At 33.2% G+C, this 21988-nt stretch carries 20 protein-coding genes; 15 read left to right on the top strand and 5 right to left on the bottom strand.

The window, feature by feature from the left end; translation table 11 throughout:
* The first annotated feature begins 330 nt into the window (after positions 1–330).
* The 4 genes from B0A65_RS21520 (at position 331) to B0A65_RS21505 (ending at position 3658) form a co-directional block, all read left to right on the top strand.
* Positions 331–1221, top strand: a complete 891-nt coding sequence (locus B0A65_RS21520; protein ID WP_074657656.1) for a DUF808 domain-containing protein — start codon at positions 331–333, stop codon at positions 1219–1221.
* A gap of 337 nt (positions 1222–1558) precedes the next feature.
* Positions 1559–1969, top strand: coding sequence for a fimbrillin family protein (locus tag B0A65_RS21515; protein WP_074657658.1), 411 nt, complete (start codon positions 1559–1561; stop codon positions 1967–1969).
* 159 nt (positions 1970–2128) lie between these two features.
* Positions 2129–2386 carry a hypothetical protein gene (locus B0A65_RS21510; protein ID WP_123890411.1) on the top strand — a complete coding sequence of 86 codons (258 nt, stop codon included), beginning with the start codon at positions 2129–2131 and terminating at the stop codon, positions 2384–2386.
* Positions 2387–2770: 384 nt separating this feature from the next.
* Positions 2771–3658, top strand: coding sequence for a carbon-nitrogen hydrolase (locus tag B0A65_RS21505; RefSeq protein ID WP_074657663.1), 888 nt, complete (start codon positions 2771–2773; stop codon positions 3656–3658).
* 112 nt (positions 3659–3770) lie between these two features.
* Here the strand turns inward: B0A65_RS21505 and B0A65_RS21500 are convergent, their stop codons facing one another.
* Together B0A65_RS21500 and B0A65_RS21495 are read right to left on the bottom strand one after the other, a co-directional pair.
* Positions 3771–5033 carry an OmpA family protein gene (locus B0A65_RS21500; RefSeq protein WP_074657665.1) on the bottom strand — a complete coding sequence of 421 codons (1263 nt, stop codon included), beginning with the start codon at positions 5031–5033 and terminating at the stop codon, positions 3771–3773.
* Positions 5034–5233: 200 nt separating this feature from the next.
* Positions 5234–6751, bottom strand: coding sequence for a choice-of-anchor I family protein (locus tag B0A65_RS21495; RefSeq protein WP_074657668.1), 1518 nt, complete (start codon positions 6749–6751; stop codon positions 5234–5236).
* Positions 6752–6938: 187 nt separating this feature from the next.
* Between B0A65_RS21495 and B0A65_RS21490 the strand changes: the two genes are divergently transcribed.
* Entirely contained in the window at positions 6939–7979 is a 1041-nt protein-coding gene (locus B0A65_RS21490; RefSeq protein ID WP_074657671.1) for an agmatine deiminase family protein, read from the top strand.
* Positions 7980–8167: 188 nt separating this feature from the next.
* Here B0A65_RS21490 and fahA read toward each other — a convergent pair whose 3' ends face one another.
* A complete protein-coding gene (fahA, locus tag B0A65_RS21485; RefSeq protein WP_074657673.1) occupies positions 8168–9451 on the bottom strand; it encodes a fumarylacetoacetase in 1284 nt (427 codons plus the stop codon).
* Positions 9452–9559: 108 nt separating this feature from the next.
* On the opposite strand from fahA, the gene glyA reads away from it, so the two are divergent.
* From glyA to B0A65_RS21460, 5 genes are all read left to right on the top strand, one after another.
* Complete coding sequence (gene glyA / locus B0A65_RS21480; RefSeq protein ID WP_074657675.1) at positions 9560–10834, top strand: serine hydroxymethyltransferase; 1275 nt, start codon at positions 9560–9562, stop codon at positions 10832–10834.
* 209 nt (positions 10835–11043) lie between these two features.
* The gene (miaE, locus tag B0A65_RS21475; protein ID WP_007810758.1) at positions 11044–11637 is read left to right on the top strand and encodes a tRNA-(ms[2]io[6]A)-hydroxylase; all 594 of its coding nucleotides are present in this window, start codon (positions 11044–11046) and stop codon (positions 11635–11637) included.
* 342 nt (positions 11638–11979) lie between these two features.
* Positions 11980–13020 (top strand): GMP reductase, encoded by a 1041-nt coding sequence (locus B0A65_RS21470; protein ID WP_074657677.1) that lies wholly within the window; start codon positions 11980–11982, stop codon positions 13018–13020.
* A 21-nt stretch (positions 13021–13041) separates the two neighbouring features.
* Positions 13042–13551, top strand: coding sequence for a GNAT family N-acetyltransferase (locus tag B0A65_RS21465; RefSeq protein WP_074657679.1), 510 nt, complete (start codon positions 13042–13044; stop codon positions 13549–13551).
* Positions 13552–13610: 59 nt separating this feature from the next.
* Complete coding sequence (locus B0A65_RS21460) at positions 13611–14132, top strand: hypothetical protein (protein WP_074657681.1); 522 nt, start codon at positions 13611–13613, stop codon at positions 14130–14132.
* 164 nt (positions 14133–14296) lie between these two features.
* Here the strand turns inward: B0A65_RS21460 and B0A65_RS21455 are convergent, their stop codons facing one another.
* Positions 14297–14875 (bottom strand): pentapeptide repeat-containing protein, encoded by a 579-nt coding sequence (locus B0A65_RS21455; RefSeq protein ID WP_074657683.1) that lies wholly within the window; start codon positions 14873–14875, stop codon positions 14297–14299.
* A 247-nt stretch (positions 14876–15122) separates the two neighbouring features.
* Between B0A65_RS21455 and B0A65_RS21450 the strand changes: the two genes are divergently transcribed.
* The 5 genes from B0A65_RS21450 to B0A65_RS21430 all read left to right on the top strand — a co-directional run bounded on the left by B0A65_RS21450 (position 15123) and on the right by B0A65_RS21430 (position 20422).
* A complete protein-coding gene (locus B0A65_RS21450; protein WP_242670334.1) occupies positions 15123–16343 on the top strand; it encodes a BamA/TamA family outer membrane protein in 1221 nt (406 codons plus the stop codon).
* 206 nt (positions 16344–16549) lie between these two features.
* Complete coding sequence (locus B0A65_RS21445) at positions 16550–17224, top strand: response regulator transcription factor (protein WP_074657687.1); 675 nt, start codon at positions 16550–16552, stop codon at positions 17222–17224.
* 1 nt (position 17225) lies between these two features.
* Positions 17226–18629, top strand: coding sequence for a sensor histidine kinase (locus B0A65_RS21440; protein WP_074657689.1), 1404 nt, complete (start codon positions 17226–17228; stop codon positions 18627–18629).
* A 77-nt stretch (positions 18630–18706) separates the two neighbouring features.
* A complete protein-coding gene (locus tag B0A65_RS21435; protein ID WP_074657692.1) occupies positions 18707–19429 on the top strand; it encodes an adenine nucleotide alpha hydrolase family protein in 723 nt (240 codons plus the stop codon).
* 45 nt (positions 19430–19474) lie between these two features.
* Positions 19475–20422, top strand: coding sequence for a bestrophin family protein (locus tag B0A65_RS21430; protein ID WP_074657694.1), 948 nt, complete (start codon positions 19475–19477; stop codon positions 20420–20422).
* A gap of 61 nt (positions 20423–20483) precedes the next feature.
* Here the strand turns inward: B0A65_RS21430 and B0A65_RS21425 are convergent, their stop codons facing one another.
* Complete coding sequence (locus tag B0A65_RS21425) at positions 20484–21902, bottom strand: aminotransferase-like domain-containing protein (RefSeq protein WP_074657695.1); 1419 nt, start codon at positions 21900–21902, stop codon at positions 20484–20486.
* Positions 21903–21988 lie beyond the last annotated feature (86 nt).

Raw genomic sequence — 21988 nt, 5'->3', positions numbered from 1 at the left:
ACAAGTAAAACCGTGAATCATGAAACTTTTTTTGAAAGTCCTATAAAATAATTTACTAATTAAATGCTCAATTTTATGATACTATAAAAATCATTATATTTAATCAAATAAATAACTAAAAACCAATATTATGAATAACATTTTTAGAGGATTGATCGCGGGTTACGGAGCAAAAAAATTAGGCGGAGGGTGCTTTGGTACTATCTTAGTTTTTATAATTATTTGGGTGCTTTTAGGACAATGCCACTAATTTTTTAGAGGAAAATTGAATCAAAAGTAGTAGATTCGCACTACACAATTAAGTAGAATCACAAAATAAAAACAAGTATAATGGCATCAGGGTTTTTCGTACTATTAGACGATATTGCAGCAATTATGGACGATGTTGCCGTAATGAGTAAAGTTGCAGCAAAAAAAACTGCAGGTATTTTGGGTGACGATTTAGCTGTTAATGCCGAAAAAGCTTCCGGATTTGCCTCTTCAAGAGAACTTCCGGTATTATGGGCGATCAGTAAAGGTTCGCTTCTTAATAAAATCATCATTCTGCCAATCGCCTTTTTGTTGAGCGCTTTTTTTCCAGTTGCTATTATTGTAGTCTTAGTTTTGGGTGGGTTATTTTTAGCGTACGAAGGAGCCGAAAAAATATACGAATTTATAGTTCCTCATTCGCATGAAGAATCAGAAGGAATAACCGAAGAAAACTTCACTGAAGAAGAAATTCTGGCAATGGAAAAAGGAAAGATAAAGTCGGCAATTGTAACCGATTTTATTCTCTCTGTCGAAATTGTAATTATTGCACTAGGAACAGTTATAGGCCAACCTATCACGCAACAAATCATAGTAGTTTCTATTATTGCAGTCATTGCAACAATTGGTGTTTACGGAATTGTAGCATTAATCGTTCGCATGGACGAAGCAGGTTACAAGCTTATTAAATTCGGTAAAAAAGAAAAAAGTATATCAAAATTTATTGGTAATATATTAGTAAAGGCTCTTCCGCTAGTTATAAAGGCGTTAACCGTAATTGGTACAATTGCATTATTATTAGTTGCCGGAGGTATTTTCGTGCATTATATTCCATTTTTTCATCATCTATCACCTAAAATTAATCTCCCTGATATTATAAAAGAATTTGTAGTAGGCTTAGCATTGGGGCTTGTAGTTTTAGTAATTGTAAATTTGATAAAAAAAATACTTCCTAAAAAACCTACTGCAGTATAATCTAATTAATAAAAGATATTTAAACACCAGTCGAAAGGCTGGTGTTTTTTTTTTTTTTTTGAAGCACAATAATCTTTTTCAAAAGACGACCTGTCCCGCTTTCGCCTTTATCTTTTATGGCAAACCCTGCCATAAAAGGATAACGGCTCTATCGGGGCTAAGCGAGAAGTTCTGGTTTTTATAAGAAATAACGGTTGTTGCGCAATTTTTTTTCAATTGACAAAAAACTGACTTACAATTGTTTAGTGTAGTTGCAGAAACATTTAACATTTTGCATAAGCAACCAATGTAACGCATTTGCATCTTCATAGTAATTAACAATTAATTATTATTTTATATGAAAAGTTTTAAAATTAAATCAGTTTTAGTAGTATTATTTTTATCTACTGTGTTATTTTCTTGCAGCAATGACGACGAAAAAGTTGTAGATAACGGAACCACAAAAAGTGCTTTTGCGTCTGAAGTTAAAGGTCCCGTAACCGGAAAAATAAATGAAGAATTGAGCTACGAAGTAACTTTTACAGCAGACAATGCATGCGGAGTTTTCAATAAATTTTCAGAAGTAACAATTGGCGCAGAAAAAGGATTGCAAGTAGAAGTAAAATATCCATCTCAAGTTTGTACATTACAAGTACCAACACCTCAAAAAGAGGTTTATAAATTCAAATCAGCAGTAAAAGGAACTTTTGATATTAAATTCAAAAAATCTGAAACTGAATTTATCACACAAAAGGTGGTTATTGAGTAATACAGTTTTTAGGTTATAAATTTAGGTTTAAGCCATTTTGCAATTCGTTGATTCAATTTTAAATGAATTAAGCTAATTGTAAAATGGTTTTTTTTAAGAAAATGAATGTGTTTCTGTTATTTTAAATTCAAATCAAAATGACTATCTTTAAATGATCAAATGAATATAATTATGGGAGCTTTAGAGGTAAGAGATAGTGTTTTAGAATATATAAATACTGCAGATGAACGTCTTTTAAAAGTTGTAAAGGCAGTTATTGAAAGTTACCAGGAAGAAGAAATTGTTACATTTTCCGTTGATGGAAAAGCTATCACAAGAATGGCTTATAAAACAGAATTAGCATCTGCAAAATTAGAAATTAAAAACGGAGAAATAATTTCGCAAGATGATTTAGAAAAAGAAGCTGGGAATTGGTAATGAGTAAGGTGAAAAATGTAATTTGGACTAATGTAGCCAAGAATAAGTTAAAACAATTTTTAATTTTTATAAAGAAAAATCAATTCAGGGAGCAAATAAGTTAAAGGATGATATTTTAGAAACTACTAAAAATATTCATTTTTCTGAACAATATCAAAAAGATGAGATTGAACCAGAATATAGAAAAATTGTAGTTAGAAGTTTTAAAATATTATATACAGAAGAAGAAAATGTAATTTATATTGTTAGGATTTTTTCTAATAGACTAAATTCAAACTCACAAATCGAAAAGAGCTGGTAAGCTCTTTTTTTAATTTAGTACTGAGATTGTTCCTTTTGTCATTCCTCTAAAAATTACTATTTTTGCATTCTAAATTTTAAGTCATGCCGAAAAGAAAATATAAAATAGCCGTTATTCAGTTAAATCTGAATGACGTTGCTGAAAATAATCTTAAAAAATGTATCAGTTGGGTAAAAGATGCAGCCAATAAAGGTGCAGAGGTAATCTTGTTGCCAGAATTATATAGCAGTCATTATTTTTGCCAAAGCGAAGATGTAGATAATTTTGCTTTAGCAGAACCATTGTATAGTACTTCTTTTATTGCTTTTAGTGCGTTGGCAAAAGAATTGGGAGTGGTTATTATTGTTCCTTTCTTCGAAAAAAGAATGGCTGGAATTTACCACAACAGTGCTTACATCATCGATACAGACGGAACAGAAGCTGGTTTATACCGTAAAATGCACATTCCGGACGATCCTCATTTTTATGAAAAATTCTATTTCACTCCTGGGGATTTAGGATTTCAGGCGATCGAAACTAAAAAAGGAAAAGTTGGAACACTTATTTGTTGGGATCAATGGTATCCGGAAGCAGCTCGAATCACCGCTTTAAAAGGTGCTGAAGTGTTGTTTTATCCAACAGCAATTGGATGGCATCCAAAAGAAAAAGAACAATACGGAGAAAATCAATACGGTGCGTGGATGAACGTAATGAAAGGACATGCTGTTGCAAATGGCGTTTTTGTTGCTGCTGCTAACCGAATTGGTTTAGAACAATACATCGACGGAACTGACGGAATTCAGTTTTGGGGAGCATCGTTTATCGCTGGACCGCAAGGTGAAATTTTAGCTCAGGCATCTCATGATCAGGAAGAAATCCTGATTGCTGAAGTTGATTTAGATTTACAGGAAAATGTCCGTCAAAACTGGCCATTCTTCAGAGACAGAAGAATTGATGCCTTTGGAGATATTACAAAAAGAGCAATTGACTAATTAAGTCGAAAACTATAAAAAAAGGACAAATCTAAATTTGTCCTTTTTTTTTGGGCAATAAAAAAGGCGGTTTCAATATTGAAACCGCCTTTTTGAATTTATATTTAAGAAATTATTTCACCTGGAAAGTAACTCTTCTCACAATTTGACGTGCTTCTTTAGAATTTTTATTCACAGAAGTATCTTCACCACTTGCAATAACGTTCAATCTTGAAGCATCAATTCCTGCATTTGTAGCTACTTTTTTCACAGCTTCAGCTCTTTTTCTTGATAATTCAGTATTGTAGCTTGAATTTCCAATTTCGTCAGCATAACCTATAATATCTGCATTTTTTCCTGGGTTGTTTTTCAAGTATTTCACTAAGAAATCAACACCTGATAAAGAAGCATTAGTTGGTTTAGAAGAGTTAAAGTCGAAATAAACATTTACGTATCCACCATTAATCAATTCTTCTACAGTATTGTTTGTTAGGTTATTATCGCCTTTTTTAGCATAAGTTTTGTCTAAATAGCTTTCTAATTCATCAGGAACACCATTTTGGTTTGTATCTATAGATTGTCCTTTTGTATTTACAGCAACACCTGTAATTGAATTTGGTTCTAAATCATATAAATCAGCTACACCGTCTTTGTCTGTGTCAAGAAGACCAGTTTCAATTAAGCTAACTCTTTGATCAAGTTCATTGTATCTGTCTTCTTCGCCAACCCAGTCAGCATGTTTTCCGTTTTTACCCAAATAGAAAGTCAAACCTACTGAAGCATTTAACAATACACCATCAAATGCACCTGTTTTTGTTGTACCCATCCCGTCAAAGTTCCAGTTTTGTCTTCCATTTACAATTCCGGTAAGATCTCCAGTCAAAGCAACTCTATTGCTTAATTTTATTTGACCTGTTAATCCTAAAATTCCGTGGGCCATATAATCCTGACCACCATATCCGGTTTCAGTACTTATTTGCGAAACTCCAAAACCACCATGTGCCAAAACACCAATAGTATTAGTCCACGTTTCAAAGTTCAAAGCTCGTCCAATATTTACAACTCCTTGTAAACTTGCTCTAACATAACGGCTTTCAAAATCAGGAGTATCATCTTTCTCATTAAATTGGTCATAACCAACATCTAATTTTACCCCAAATTTTGGATTAAACATATATCTAACACCTAAATCTGCGTGAAAAGGGTTAAGAGTTGAAGTAGTGTAACCCGGAGTCATTGTTCTGGTAGGTTTGTTAAGACCGCCATTTAGTTCGATAGACCATTTATCATATGGTGCTTTATCAATAGAAGGTTGTGTTGAAGTAGTTGCCATATTTTGTGCATTTGCTGCAAATGCCAGTAGTAACAGTGATACGGAGGCTAATTTCTTTTTCATGATATTCAATATTAAGTTGGTTTTTATTTTAAACTCATGACAAAATTATACTTCGAGTCTTAGATTCTGTTGTATATACTCTTACATAATTCCCACGTTTTAGGTTTTTATTGTGTATAATTGTTAATAAAACCTAAAATTCAGGCAAAAAAAAAGGGTAAAATGTATTTTACCCTTTTTCTAAAATTGATGATTGAAACTTATTTTAAATCTGGCTGATAGATCTTTACGGTTCCATCACCTTCGCTACTAACAACCAATAGACTTCTTTTTGTTGGACTTTTAGAAGCAGGAATAAATAATACACCTTCTGGTGCTACTCCGGTCTTAACTGTTTGTAAATATTGTGGTGATGTTGGATTTGTTACATCGTAAGACATAAAAGCGTTTGACCTTTCCAGACCTACAAACAAAATATTCTGATTACCCATTTTTACTACTTTAACAGCTTCTGGCTCAGAACCTTTGTCGTCACTACGTTTGTCATCATAAGTACCTAATTCCTGTGACTTTTTATCTACATCATTTTTACTGTCATAAACAATTTTTCCAGTGCTTCCATTCCAGATAGAGAAAGAACGTGCTCCAAAACTTACCATTTCATCTAAATCACCGTCTCCGTCAGTATCTCCCATATCAGCGATAAGATTTAATCTTCCTAAATTTGGTTCTAATTTTAAAGTTGCAGCATCAGGAAAAACAGTTGCGTCTAACTTCATGTCTTTCATTCTTTTAATATCTGTATTAGCAGTATATTCTCTTGCATCACCTTCATTAGCTGTAACGAAATAAGGAACATTGTTAGAAGAAAAATGACTGATCGCATCCGGCATATACATTCCTTTTACTTTCCATGGATTGAAAGCAATTTTGTCATCCTTATCGCTCACATCAATAGCGTTCTCAGCAGTATTGAAATTTTTGTATCCTAAAGGATAGATGGCAGTAATAGTTTTAGATGCGATATCGACTTTTGCCACACCATTATTTTCTTGTAAAGTAACCCACGCTGTTTTAGAATCGTCTGAAATAGTAATGTATTCTGGTTCAATATCCTGAGCAAAACTTTTTGCAACTTTTGAAACTCTGAATCCGTCTTTTTTCAAAGTTTCAGCCTGAGAGCTAAAAGAAGCGAAATCTAGTGTTGTAACTGCATATGTACTCGTTTCAATAATAGAAATAGTTCCGTTTGGATCTTGAGAATAATCTGTGTTTGGCTCTCCTTCATTTGCAGTCATAATATATTTCCCGTCTGGAGAAAATGTAATCATGTCTGGCAATGCACCTACGGTAACTTGTTTAATTAAACTATAATCTGTAGTATTAAAAATAACAACTTTTCCGTTTCCTTGTTTGTTTGTAGTTGATTCTAAAGCAACGGCTAATTTTCCGTCGTAAACATCAACACTATTTGAAGCTCCTTCGTAAGGAGTTAAATCAATTTTACCAATTTTAACTGGTTTTGTAGGATCTGAAATATCAATAACATCAATTTGATTTGTTCCGCTATTATTTACAGTGAAAAGTCTTTTTGTTTTTTCATCATAAGTAGAAATTTCAGCTGCTCCTTCGCCACCAATAGTGATAGAACCAATTTCTTTAAAAGTTGCTGGATTTTCGTTTACGACAACCTCTGGTTCATTGTTTGAATTTTCGTCGTTATTACAACTCGTCATAATTAAAAGAGCTGTTAATAATGAGATACTTAATTTTTTCATTTTATTAGTTTTTAGTTCCGCCAAAAGTAATTAGCAGATCTTGGCCGAATATTAAGTCTTCATTATTTAATCTTTAACTTAATTTTTATCAGATATTTTGGCTTAATTGTAATGGATTTCCAATTGACTGTTTTATAATCCTTACTGAATGATTATCTTTGTGCTCTTTCAAATTTAGAACCTCTATATGTCAACAAATAATAGAAGATTTCCAGCAGAATGGGAAAAACAACAAGGAATTGTATTGTGTTTTCCGCATAATGGTAATGACTGGCCAGGAAAATACGAAGCTGTTCAATGGGCTTTTGTAGAATTTATTAAAAAAGTAGCCACTTTTGAAACTGTTTTTTTGGTTGTAGCCGATGAAAAAGGTAAAGAAAAAATAAACGAAATGTTAGAAAGAGCACGCGTAAATCTTGCGAATGTTTCTTTTATTATCCATAAAACAAACAGAAGCTGGATGCGTGATTCCGGACCAATTATTGTAAAAAACGGTTCAAAAAGAGAAGCATTAAATTTCAATTTTAATGGTTGGGCAAAATATAAAAACTATCAATTAGATAAATTTGTTCCAGGTAAAATTGCTGATTTTATTGATGTTCCGTTAACGCAGGTAATGTATAAAGGAAAACCGGTAATTGTTGAAGGTGGTGCGATTGATGTGAACGGAAAAGGTACTTTGTTAACGTCTGAAGAATGTTTAATGCATCCAACTATTCAGGTTCGAAATGAAAATTTCACCAAAGAAGATTACGAAGCTGTTTTTAAAGAATATTTGGGAGTTACCAATGTAATTTGGCTTGGAGATGGAATAGAAGGCGATGATACACACGGACATATCGACGATTTATGCCGATTTGTAAACGAAGATACCATCGTAACAATTGTTGAAACAGATAAAAACGATTCGAATTATAAACCATTACAGGATAATTTAAAGCGTTTGCAAAATGCAAAATTAGAAGACGGAAAATCGCCAACGATAGTTGCATTACCAATGCCAAAACGCGTCGATTTTGAAGATTTAAGATTACCGGCGAGTTATGCTAATTTCTTAATTCTGAATAAATGTGTTTTAGTGCCGACATTTAATGATAGTAACGATCGTGTGGCTTTGAATATACTTTCAGAATGTTTTCCTGACAGAGAAGTAATCGGAATTAGTTGTATCGATTTTATCTGGGGATTCGGAACATTACATTGTTTGAGTCAACAGATTCCGGTGTAAGTAATCGCCACAAAGGCACAAGGACACTAAGTTTTTTAAAACATAATTTATTGTACTGTTTGTCATTGAAAAAATCATTTTAATCCTTTAATCTGTGGCAAAGTATAGTATAAAAAAAGCTTGTTAGAGCAAACTAACAAGCTTTTTTTTATTTCTATCCTTTACAATTAATGTATTGAATCTTCTCTTCATGCTCTAACAAAAGGAGGTAGTAATTGACTGCAAACTTCTCCGAAACCAATACGAACTTCATTGCTTTCGCAGAAACCTCTAATGATTACGGTATCATTATCTTCGATAAATTTACGTTCACTACCATCTTTTAATTTTATAGGATTTTTTCCTCCCCAAGTCAATTCTAACATTGAACCATAACTATCAGGAGTTGGACCAGAAATAGTTCCTGAACCCATCATGTCACCAGAATTTACACGACATCCGTTTGAGGTATGATGTGCTAATTGCTGTGCCATATTCCAATATAAATATTTAAAATTTGATTTAGAAACTATTGTTTCTTCTGCATCTTCAGGTTGTATCGAAACCTCTAAATGAATATCAAAAGCTTTTTTCCCTTTCGTTTGTAAATAAGGAAGCGGCGACGGATCTTGTTTTGGGCCTTTAGTTCTAAAAGGTTCCAAAGCATCCATCGTTACAATCCATGGAGAAATTGACGTTGCAAAGTTTTTGGCTAAGAAAGGTCCTAGTGGCACATATTCCCATTTCTGAATATCACGTGCGCTCCAGTCATTCAATAAAACCATTCCGAAAATATAATCTTCGGCTTCGTATGTTGGGATATTTTCTCCCATTACATTAACATCTGTTGTAATAAAAGCAGTTTCCAGTTCAAAATCTACTAAACGAGACGGCCCAAAAACAGGGTATTTTTCTCCAGCTGGTAATGTTTGTCCCATTGGTCGGTGTACCGGAATTCCGGACGGAACAATAGTAGAACTTCTTCCGTGGTAACCCACCGGAATGTGTAACCAGTTTGGTAATAAGGCATTTTCAGGATCACGGAACATTTTTCCAACGTTCGTAGCGTGTTCTTTACTGGAATAAAAATCGGTATAATCTCCAATTAAAACGGGCAATTGCATTTCTACATCATCAATTTTAAAAATAACAATATCGCGATCTTTTGTTGAATCTCTAAGTTGTGGGTTGGTTGCATCAAATATATCAGCGATACGGTTTCGCACTAATCGCCATGTTTTTTTTCCGTCAGAAATAAAATCATTTAGCGTATCCTGCATAAACATATCATCAGTTAAATCTATTCCTTCAAAATAGTTTAATTGTTGCAAAGCCCCTAAATCTATAGCGTAATCGCCAATTCTTGTTCCTACTGTAACGACATTTTCTTTGGTAAGAAATACACCGAAAGGAATATTCTGTATAGGGAAGTCACTATTTTCTGGTACTTCTAACCATGATTTTCTTTTGGTATCGTTGGCGGTTATTGGCATGTGTATGTTAATTATTTGTTGAAAAATTCTATGTCAAATATATCATAATCTAACAGTATCACAAACGTTTTTTTGTATTTTTGCATCAAATTAACGAAAAACGAAAAAATGCAACGCGACGAACAAATTTTTGACCTTATACTAGAGGAACAAGACAGACAAATTCACGGATTAGAACTTATCGCTTCTGAGAACTTTGTAAGCGACGAAGTAATGGAAGCAGCTGGTTCTGTTTTAACTAACAAATACGCTGAGGGATATCCTGGCAAAAGATACTACGGCGGTTGCGAAGTAGTTGACGTTATTGAGCAAATTGCTATCGACAGAGCTAAAGAATTATTTGGTGCTGAATACGCAAACGTACAGCCTCACTCAGGTTCTCAGGCAAATACGGCTGTTTACCACGCCTGTTTAAATCCTGGTGATACTATTTTAGGTTTTGATTTATCTCATGGTGGTCACCTGACTCACGGTTCTCCTGTAAACTTTTCAGGTCGTTTATACCGTCCTGTTTTCTACGGTGTTGATGCTGAAACTGGTCGTCTAGACTATGATAAAATTCAGGAAATTGCTACTAAAGAACAACCAAAATTAATTATCGCCGGAGCATCTGCTTATTCTCGTGATATGGATTTTGAGCGTTTTAGAGTAATTGCTGACAGTGTAGGTGCAATCTTATTTGCTGATATTTCTCACCCTGCAGGTCTTATTGCTAAAGGATTGATGAATGATCCAATTCCACATTGTCATATCGTTTCTACAACAACGCACAAAACTTTACGTGGACCACGTGGAGGTTTGATTTTAATGGGGAAAGATTTCGAAAACCCACAAGGTTTAAAAACTCCAAAAGGTGAAATCAGAATGATGTCATCTTTATTAGATCTTGCTGTTTTTCCTGGAAATCAAGGTGGACCTTTAATGCACATTATCGCTGCTAAAGCGGTTGCTTTTGGTGAAGCATTAAAAGATGAGTTCTTTACTTACGCTATGCAATTGCAAAAAAATGCAAATGCTATGGCAGATGCTTTTGTAAAAAGAGGGTACAAAATTATTTCTGGCGGAACTGATAACCACATGATGCTTATTGACTTAAGAAATAAAAATATTTCTGGTAAAGAAGCTGAAAATGCATTAGTAAAAGCAGAAATCACCGTAAATAAAAATATGGTTCCATTTGATGATAAATCACCATTTGTAACTTCTGGAATACGTGTTGGAACAGCTGCAATCACAACTCGTGGTTTAGTTGAAGAAGATATGGAAACTATCGTAGCATTAATCGATAAAGTATTAGCTGATCATACCAATGAAGCTATTATCGAAGAAGTAGCCAACGAAGTAAACGAAATGATGAGCGAAAGACCGATTTTCGTATACTAAAAATTAGTCATAAAGTTTTAAAGTCGAAAGTCGAAAGTCTTGAATAGAATGTGAACGTCTATTTTAGTTTTGACTTTCGACTTTTGTTTTTTCGACTTTCAACTTTATGACTTTGGACTTTCGACTTTTGTTTTTTCGACTTTCAACTTTATGACTTTGGACTTTATGACTTTATTACTTTATGACTTTCAAACCTTAAGACTTAAAAAATGGGCGTACTAAGATTACAACTTCCAACAGACCCAAGATGGGTAAATATTGTAGAGAAAAATATTGAGGAAATCCTGACCGATCACGCTTGGTGCGAGCAAAAAGCAGCAACAAACGCGATTACGATTATCACCAATAACTCGGAGCATCAGGATTTAGTGAAAGATTTATTGGCTTTAGCCAAAGAAGAAATCGACCATTTTGAACAGGTTCATAATATCATCATCAAAAGAGGACTAAAATTAGGCCGCGAACGCAAAGACGATTATGTAAATGAACTCTATTTATATATGAAGAAAAGCGGTGACGGAAGCCGTGTTTCTGGTTTAGTTGAAAGACTACTTTTTTCGGCTATGATCGAAGCCAGAAGCTGCGAGCGTTTTAAAGTTTTATCTGAGAATATTCAGGACGAAGAATTAGCTGTTTTTTACAGAGAATTGATGGAAAGCGAAGCCGGACATTATACAACTTTCATTACTTACGCAAGAAAATACGGAGTTGGAATCGACGTTGAGAAGCGCTGGAGAGAATGGCTTGCCTACGAAGAATCTATTATTTCGAATTACGGAAAAGGGGAGACGATTCACGGGTAGATTTTAGTTATCAGTCTCAGTCTCAGTCTTCAGTGTGACGTTTGTCACGTTGAGCGTAGTCGAAACGCGTTCAAATTGAAGTCTTTGTGAATCTCTGAGAAACTTAGAGTATCTCTGTGAAATTTCAAAAATAAAAAATCCGTTTTAAATCTGCGCTTTCGCTTTAGCGAATCACTTTCATCCGCATTCTAAATTAAGCATTCCGTTTTTGGCAATCTAAAATCAACAATCTAAAATCTAAAATTGAATAATTGTTAATAACTGAATAATTAGTTTTCTATTCATTTTAAAGACGTCATTTTCTAAATTAATATCTTTGAGAGTAACAGAAAATTCAAAGCCATGAGAATAGAAACTGATTTGAAATTAGGATTTAAAGATGTAATGATTCGCCCTAAAAGATCAACATTAAAAAGTAGATCTGAAGTGTCTCTAGAACGAAATTTTAAATTTTTGCACAGCACCACAATCTGGACCGGAATTCCAATTATGGCTGCGAATATGGATACCGTTGGAACTTTTGAAATGGCACAGGTTTTAGCCAAAGAAAAATTGTTTACCGCTATTCATAAACATTATTCACCGGAGGAATGGAATAATTTTCTTAAAAATGCATCTCCGGAATTCTACGACTATATTGCCATAAGCACTGGTACGGGCAAAGAAGATTTTGCTAAAATCGGTCAAGTTATAACAGCAAACCCACTCTTGAAATTTATTTGTATTGATGTTGCAAACGGCTACTCCGAGCATTTTGTTCAGTTTTTAAAACAAACCCGAAAACAATATCCTGATAAAGTAATTATTGCCGGAAATGTAGTTACCGGAGAAATGGTTGAAGAATTGCTTTTGGCTGGTGCCGATATTGTAAAAGTCGGAATTGGCCCCGGATCTGTTTGTACAACGCGTGTAAAAACAGGAGTTGGTTATCCACAACTTTCGGCGATTATAGAATGTGCTGATGCTGCTCACGGTTTAGGCGGACATATTATCAGTGATGGTGGTTGTTCCACTCCTGGAGATGTTGCAAAAGCATTTGGTGCAGGATCCGATTTTGTGATGTTGGGCGGAATGTTAGCAGGACATACGGAAAGTGGAGGAGAACTGATCGAAGTTAACGGTGAAAAATTCAAACAATTTTACGGAATGAGTTCGACAACCGCCATGGACAAACATGTTGGCGGCGTTGCTGAATACAGAGCCAGTGAAGGTAAAACAGTTCAGGTTCCGTTTAAAGGGAAAGTGATCAATACAGTTTTGGATATTTTAGGAGGCTTAAGAAGTGCTTGTACTTATGTTGGTGCATCGAGATTAAAAGAACTAACCAAACGCACAACTTTCATCCGGGTAAGCGAACAGGAAAATCAGGTTTTTACTAAATAATAAAAGGATTTTAAATACAATATGATTACAATTTCAGAAGCAAAAATTAGCGATATTAAGCTAATTCAAAATATAGTACATATAACCTGGCCTATTACGTACGGCGAAATTCTGTCAAAAGAACAATTAGATTATATGTTAGGTCTTTTTTATTCTGATGAAGCATTAATTGACCAATACAATAAACAAGAGCAATTATTTTTTATGATTAATGAAGATGAAACTAATTTAGGTTTCATCGGAATAGAACATAATTATAATAGTAAAGCTGTAACTAAAATTCATAAAATATATCTTCTGCCAGAAACACAAGGAAAAGGAATAGGTAAAAAGGTTATTGATGAAATTGGAAAATTAGCTTTAGCAAATAATTCGACTGCATTACTATTAAATGTAAACCGATTCAATTCGGCTTTAGGTTTTTATAAAAAAATAGGTTTTGAAGTTGTCGATGAAGTTAATATTGATATTGGAAAAAATTATTTAATGGAAGATTATGTGATGGAGAAACGATTGAACCGAATGTTTTAAAAGTAATCTTTTACATGTTAATTTTTATTGTAAATTTGTCAGATAAATGATAGATTTAAATGAAAGAGATAATTGTAGGGATAGTAATTAGTATTATTACAGGAGTAATTTCATCCTATTTATTTTTAATGTATTTCCTAAATCGAAAACGAGTAAAAATTGAGATTTCGTCTTATATAAGCAAAGTAACTTTTGAAGGACAAACGAATTACTTTTTTAAATTTATAAATAAAACAAATTCTGAAATATTTGATATTCGAATCGAACCTACTTTCTATAAACAAATTGGAGGTGTTGGAGGAATGAACATTCAGGGAAAAGATATCGTTTTGAAAGATAATTTTATTTCCTATATTCCCTGTAAGAAAAAGAGCGATAACAATAGCCTCCATGCAATGCGGGTAAGAACTATAGAAGATATCGAATCGAATTGGAGTGATACATCATCATATATCAGACTTACTGTAATAGCAAAACATTCCTTATCTGGTTTTACAGATATATTTGTAAAGGATTTTTATTCAAAAGATGTAATTACAACGAGAAAATTTAAGTCCGGAGATGATTTAGATGTTGTGTAAGTTTTAACACATGAAAGTTGTATAATGTGTAAAAAAACGATAATATTGTGATATAATTAATTTAAAATTATTTATCATGAAAAGAGACGTTATAGTAGGATAATTTCCTTAGTAAAAAATATATGTAATCAATAGCCAGTTTTATACTGGCTTTTTTTATTTTCCTAGCTCACAATCACATCATGTTTAAACAATAACCCCTTCACTTCTTTCAAAGCAAAAACAGCTTTTTTCAATTTTGTTTTTGATGGATCGATGGTGTAATTGTAACTTGTTTTAAAATCGGCTTTGTTGGCGATTGCTTTATCAAACTCAGACCGGTATAAATCGCAATTGTCAAAAAGAACAGCTGTAAGATCTGCGGCCATAAAATCTACAGCAACCAGACTGCAATTGGTAAATGTTGTTCCTTTTATTTTTAAAGTATAAAACTTCGAAAAATCCAGTATACAATCGTAAAAATGAATTTCGAAAATTAATTTATCGCACATCGCAAAATTTACTTCTTTGATTTCACAGCGATTAAAAGTAGCCGTTCTAAAAGCTACGTAATTGATTTTGGCTTCACTAAAAATGCAGTCATTAAAAGTACAATCAATAAAAGTAACGGCTAAAAAGGTGCAGGCAGAAAAGTTACAATTATTAAAAACACAACATTCAAAATCTTTGAAATTGGCTTCGTCTCTACCAAAAATGATAGAATTGTATTCTTTATCAAGAAAATATTCAGACTCTTTTTTCAATGTTGTTTTTTGATGATTATTTGAGAGTGAAAAGATACAGATTACCCTAATAATTGATGCGTTTTGAATCTTAAAATTTTAAATTGTTATATAAGTTATCCTTTTAATTTAAAAGAATATTCGCGTAAAATATTGAAAATAAGACTTATATTTACAGTAAGGTTGAATCGTTATTTCCAAAAAATAAAACTTTCAGATGGTAAAATTTTTAAAAAATAATAGCTTTCAGAAGAAATTTAAAATCTTGGTGTTATTGTTTTTTATACATTTTGTTTCAATCGCCCAAAACGACTCCATCAATCCTACTGTTTGTCCTCCAAAAACAATAATAGAAATCTTCAAAAAGAAAGATTCCGTTTATGTAGTGAAACCTATAAAAAACAGTTTCTTTTTAATTATTCCGGCTATTGGTTCTCAACCAGCGACTGGTTTCTTTTACGGTGCAGTAGCGCAATATACTTTTAAAGGAAAAGAAAAAGCAGATAAATATTCGATAGCCAATGTTGGGATTACCTACACGACAAAAAAACAATGGCTGGTCAATATCAAGAACAATATATTATTAAGAAATAACAGGATATTTTTAAGTGGAGATTATAGAATGTATCTATTTTCACAACCTAATTATGGTTTAGGAACCAACATTATTCCGGCTGCCCGCGATAAAGCACCAGGTTTCAGTATTGATTCAATTGCACAAGCGATGGATTATAATTACTTTAAATTTCATCAAACAGCATCCTTTGAAGTAAAGAAGAATTTTTATGTGGGTGGCGGTATTAACATCGACTGGTATTCAAGTATTGTTGATAAAGAACTTGATGTGGCCAACGGAAAATTGACCTATCATTATGAATATAGCCAAAAATATGGGTTTGATAATTTAGAGTATTTTTTGACAGGAGTGAGCTTAAACTTGGTGTACGATTCCAGAGATAATCAGGTCAATGCAACACACGGATGGTTTGCGAACATAAATTATCGTTTTAATCCGGTATTGTTTAAAAACCAGGATAATAGTAATGTTTTGTTTGCAGAGTATCGTAATTTCATCCCGCTTTCTAAGAAAAACGAACGTTATATTTTGGCACTTTGGACCTATGGACAATTTGTAACAAGAGGAAAGGTTCCTTATTTAAATTTGCCTGCCATCGGTTGGGATCAACGCAGCCGAAGTGGAGAAGGGTATACGCAGGGTTTATTCAGAGGGACCAACTTAGTTTATCTGGCAACAGAATTCAGGTTTCCAATTACCTGTAATCAAATGTTCAGTGGAGTCGTATTTACGAATTTTGTAACGACAAGCAATCCAGACACGAATACAAATCTTTTTCATTCTATTCAACCTGCTGCAGGTTTAGGTTTGCGTATTTTAATAGATAAAGCAACCCGTACCAATTTGATTGTTGATCAGGCTTGGGGAAATAGTTCTAAAGGATTCTATTTAAATGCCGGCGAAACTTTCTAAAAATAATTTTAGATTTTAGATTATACAATTTAAAATCTAAATTATAAATCTAATTTAAGGTAACAAGGTTCGGAAATCTACTTTCTAAAATCAAAAATCTAAAATCGCCTTCATTCAACTGTTCATAATTAAATCATAATTTATACGGAACGAGATTTAGATTTTTAAAGGCAATCCTTATTTTTGTTACTCATACAATTATTCAAATGAAATTACTCATAGTCGAAGACGAACCAAATCTCTTATCTATTTTACGTAAAGGATTCGCTGAGAACAACAATGATGTCAGTGTTGCTCTTGATGGTAAAACGGCTTTAGAGATGATTCAGAATTATACTTTTGATGTGGTAATTTTAGATGTAATGTTGCCTGACATAAACGGTATCGAAATTTGCAGAAGATTAAGAGCAGACAAAAACTTTGTACCAATTTTGCTTTTAACTGCCCTCGGAACTTCAGAAAATATTGTTACCGGATTAAATGCCGGAGCAGATGATTATGTGGTAAAACCCTTTAAATTTGGTGAACTCGACGCAAGGGTTAACGCATTATACAGAAGAGCAAATCAGGAAACTGAAAAAGTAGATTCTATTATAATTAGTGATTTAGAAATTAATAGTAAATCAAAAACAGTTAAAAGAAACGGAGAATCGATTGTTTTGACTGCCAAGGAGTTTAAATTACTCTATTATCTAGCTAAAAATACAGGCAGAATTGTATCTCGTGATCAGATATTAGATAATGTTTGGGATATCAATTTTGATATGAATACCAACGTAGTTGATGTCTACATTAATTATTTACGAAAAAAAATAGACAAACCTTACACAACCAAACTGATTCATACCATGAAAGGTTTAGGTTACGTTATACAGCCATAAAATGGATATAAGAAAAAAAATTACTTTTACTTATGTTGCCCTTTCTACTTTTAGTACACTGTTATTGTGTGTTTTAGTTTTTGTATTGTTTCGTGAAAATAACCGATACCATTTTTTAAAACGTCTAGAGGACAGAGCAAAAATTGTGGCTTCGATTCATTTTCAAAAGGATCCCGAAAAAATTAAGTACTATAGTAATCTTAAAAAAAATGGACTGGAAGAACTTATTGAAGAAGAAGAATATGTTCTTAGAATAAACAGCGCCAATAGTTTTGATTATAATACTAAATTAAATTTACCAAACGAATTTTACTCTAACATTCTCGAAACCGGAAGAGATTATTTTGAAGTAAATAGTAAATATTATCTGGGTCAGGTTTTTACCGAAAATAATCAAAAATATATTGTAATTGTTGGTGCGCGTGACCGAAGAGGAAAAACTACCACAATTTATATTGTAAAAATATTGTTGTTTGGAGGAATCGGATTTGTAATTTTAGCTTTCTTTTTAGGGCGTTTTCTGGCCAAAAGAGTCATTGATCCAGTAGCAAGAATTACTAAAGAAGTAAACCGGATAAGTGCTTCAAATCTTCATAACAGATTGCCCGAAGTAAAGAATTCTGATGAAATATCAGATCTTACACATACTTTTAATGATATGCTGGACCGACTGGAAACTTCTTTCGAAATTCAGGCGAACTTTATCAATAATGCTTCGCATGAGCTAAAAACTCCAATAACAACTATTATTGCGGAGTCTGAAATTATGCTTCTGAAAGAAAGGCAAATTCCTGAATACATTGAATCTCTTGGAAATATTTATAGTCAGGCTTCTAGATTAGGAAATTTAACAGAAAGTTTGTTGAAATTAACGCAAACCGGTTACGATGGAAAAAAACAAGTGCTGGATATCGCCAGAATCGATGAATTATTAATGGATGTAAAATCGGATTTGGATAAAATTTATCCGGATAACCGTGTTAGCATCAAACTTAATTTTGCTCCTAAAGATTCTAATTTACTTTTAATTCCGTGCAATAAGCCTCTTTTAGAATTAGCGATCAATAATATTATTACAAACGGAGTAAAATATTCAGATAATAATGAAGTATTTGTAACGCTTTCAGCCAATAAAGACTGGATTAAAATTAGTATTAATGATATCGGAATCGGAATCCCGCCAGAGGATATTCCGCATTTATATGAACCTTTCTTTAGAGGAAAAATTGCTGCGAAATATATAGGTTACGGTTTAGGACTTCCTTTGGCTTCTAAAATTATACGTATGCACGATGGTGAAATACAAGTACAATCGGAGCAAAATAAAGGAACTATTGTAACTATTATTTTTAAGAAAGACATTGGTAAAAAAGTCAACATTAGAAATTCTAATGTTGAATCTTAGGAAATTCTAATTTTAGATTAAGAACCCTCTAATATACGAGTAGTTATTTTGTATGTATAAACTAAACGATTATACATATGAAAAATTTCCTTATACCAACCACTTTAGAAGAAGATACTATCAGCGCTGTAAAATCAGCTGTTAATCAGGCAAAAAATAACAATTGCGAGATTATTTTAATGATAGTCTCAGATACTCCTGATACTTTTTCAGCTTCACAGTTTTTGCGTGAAATGAGAGTTAGTCTTACTGCAAGCCAGGAATTGGTTCTTGAAACTTGCAGATATATTATAGGACACACTACGAACTGCAAAATAAAAATTCACAATCAATACGGGTTATCTTCCCCAATCTTTAAAGGTATCATTGAAGCCTTTGATGTTAAATTGATTGTTTTGACGCAATCTTACAAACAGGAAACAAAACGAATTCATCAATATTTGATGCAATTAGCAGGAAATCAGAAATGCCCGATTTTACATTTAGGAAATGAGCATTATAAAGAAGATTTTAATAAAGCACTTTACATAGAAAATGGTAAGGCCAATATGCATGTTAAAGATGTTCAGCAGTATTTAAGCGCCAATTTCTCTTTTGAAATCGTGAGTCAAACCTCCAAATTTGATGATAATTACGAAGAATTTGCACCTTATTTATCTGAAGCTATTTCAAAATATGATATCGATTTATTAGTCGAAACACGTAAAGGTGAGAAAATTAAATTCACAAAAAATAAGAAAGAAAATATCAACGATAGATTAGGACTACCTGTTTTATCGCTATATGAAGAACAGGTATAATAGCCAGCTTCAAAAAAGAATACGTTTCATTTTAAACGAAAAATTATGTTATTAAAGAAAAGAATTCCAATGAAATACGTTCTTGGAAAAATAAAAGTTGAGTTGGGACTGGTATTAACTTATACGATATTGTTTGAAGTTTTTCATCATTATTTCATCAATGTCTCTGTTGACGTTCCAATTGCGATTCCAACGATGATCGGAACCATTATATCTTTATTATTAGCTTTTAAATCAAATCAGGCTTATGATAGATGGTGGGAAGCACGCATTGTTTGGGGCGCTATCGTAAATGAGTCAAGAACTTTGGTAAGACAGATGCTAACTTTTTATAAAGACCCTGATTTTTCTGTGGAAGCCAATGAGTTCAAAGAAAATTTTACAAAAAGACAAATTGCATGGTGCTACAGTTTAGGTCAGGCACTGCGAAATAAAGATGCGATAAAACCGATCAAAGATTTGATTAGCGAAGAAGAAATAAATTTTGTAAAAAATCATCAAAATGTACCAAATGCAATCTTATTGCTGCATGGTAGAGATTTAAGAATTGCACGAAAAGACAGGCGTCTTAATGCTTATCAGCAAGTTGAAATCGATAAAACCATAACAAGATTATGTGATGCAATGGGGAAATGCGAACGTATAAAAAATACGATTTTCCCAACCACTTATAGTATGTATATCAGAATGACTTTGTGTTTATTTATTCTGTTGTTGCCTTTTGGATTGGTTAATTTGTTAAGCTGGTTTGCAATTCCGCTAATTACAATTATTGGAGGAATGTTTTTCCTGATTGAGAAAATGGCAATTCATTTGCAGGATCCGTTCGAAAACAGACCAACAGATACGCCTGTAACAGCAATTTCGAATACAATTGAAAAGAACTTAATGCAAATGCTTAATGAATATCAAAGTGAATTTGATATTATTAAGGAATTTGATCTTAAACCGGAAACCAAAAAAGCGACAGCCGATGCTTATTTTGTTTTGTAATTAAATGTTGGAATTAGATTAGTTAGGAACCAGACAACGATTATGTTGTCTGGTTTTTTATTTAATAATGCAGCAGTCTTCCTAATGTTTTGATTGATTCCCGCAATTCGTTGGTCCATGGCAAACCAAAACTCAAACGCATGCAATTGGAGAATTGATCCTGAAAAGAAAAAATTCGGCCGGGAGCAATGCTAATATTATGTTTCATGGCTAAATGATAAAAAGCTGCTGTGTCAACATTTTTATCCAGTTCTATCCAAAGAAAAAATCCGCCTTGTGGCTGACTTACTTTAGTTCCTGTTGGAAAAGATTCCAAAACCGTATTAATATAATTATTGCAATTGTGATTCAGAATCTGGCGAATTTTTCGGAGATGATTTTCATAACGCCCATTTTTTAGAAAATCACCTACAACTTCATGTGTAATAGTAGGAGAGGAGAGCGTATGGTAAATTTTATTACGTAGTATTTGTTTTTTAAATTTTCCAGGCGAAACCCAACCCACACGGTATCCCGGAGCCAATGTTTTGGATACAGAACTACAGCAAAGAATGATACCACTTTCGTCATATGTTTTGCAATTGGTTGGGCGGCTGGAGCCAAAGTACAAATCACCGTGAATATCATCTTCGATTAACGGAACGTCGTAAAATTCCATTAACTTAACTACTTCTTTTTTATGTTCAACAGGCATCATACTCCCAGAGGGATTACTGAAATTACTCATCAACAGGCAAAGCTTTATTTTTTTTGTGGCAAGTGCTTTTTTTAAAGCCTCCAGTTCAATTCCTGTTGTGATATTTGTGGGCAATTCCATAATGTATAAACCCAGTGATTTTGCTAATTGTAAAATTCCAAAATACGCAGGGCTCTCTGTAATGATAGTATCTCCCGGTTGTGTCAACGTCATCAAACAATGTGATATGGCACTAGTGCAGCCTGGCATTGTAATAATATCATTTTCGGTTAACGAACCACCCCAGGTAAAAGACCAGCGCGCAATTTCCTTTCTCAAATTAAGGTTTCCCTGCACTTGTTCATAACTCGTTCCGCTGTTGGGAAGCTGGCGCGTAGCCTGAATTATTCCTTTATTTAATTTAGCAATAGGAAGCAGCTCATTCGAAGGAAAACCCAAAGAAAGCATCGTAATATTTTTATCCGTCATATTACCATAAACCTGATCAATTAAATCTTCCCGATCAATATTCAGGCATTTTAAATCCGGACTACTTGGAGAAGGTTCTGTAATAATCCTGGCCGAAGTATTACTCACATAATAACCAGATTGAGGTCTTGATTCAATTAAAGATCTGCTCTCGACTTCATAATAGGCCTTGCTCACGGTGCTCATGCTGTAACCTGTTTCAGCACAGACTTCGCGTATTGACGGAAGCTTATCACCAACATTCAAAACGCCCGATTTTATTTGCTTTTCAATACGATCAGCAAACTGCAGATATAAGTAAGTGGAATTCTTCATAAAAAAAAACTGTTATGGTGCAATTTACAAAAACTGTATCTGTATTGCTGTTTTATTTTTAAGAAATTTGCTTTAATAGAAAACTA

Source organism: Flavobacterium frigidimaris, assembly GCF_002217275.1.
Lineage (GTDB): Bacteria > Bacteroidota > Bacteroidia > Flavobacteriales > Flavobacteriaceae > Flavobacterium > Flavobacterium aquidurense.
This window is presented reverse-complemented; position numbering and strand designations above follow the sequence as displayed.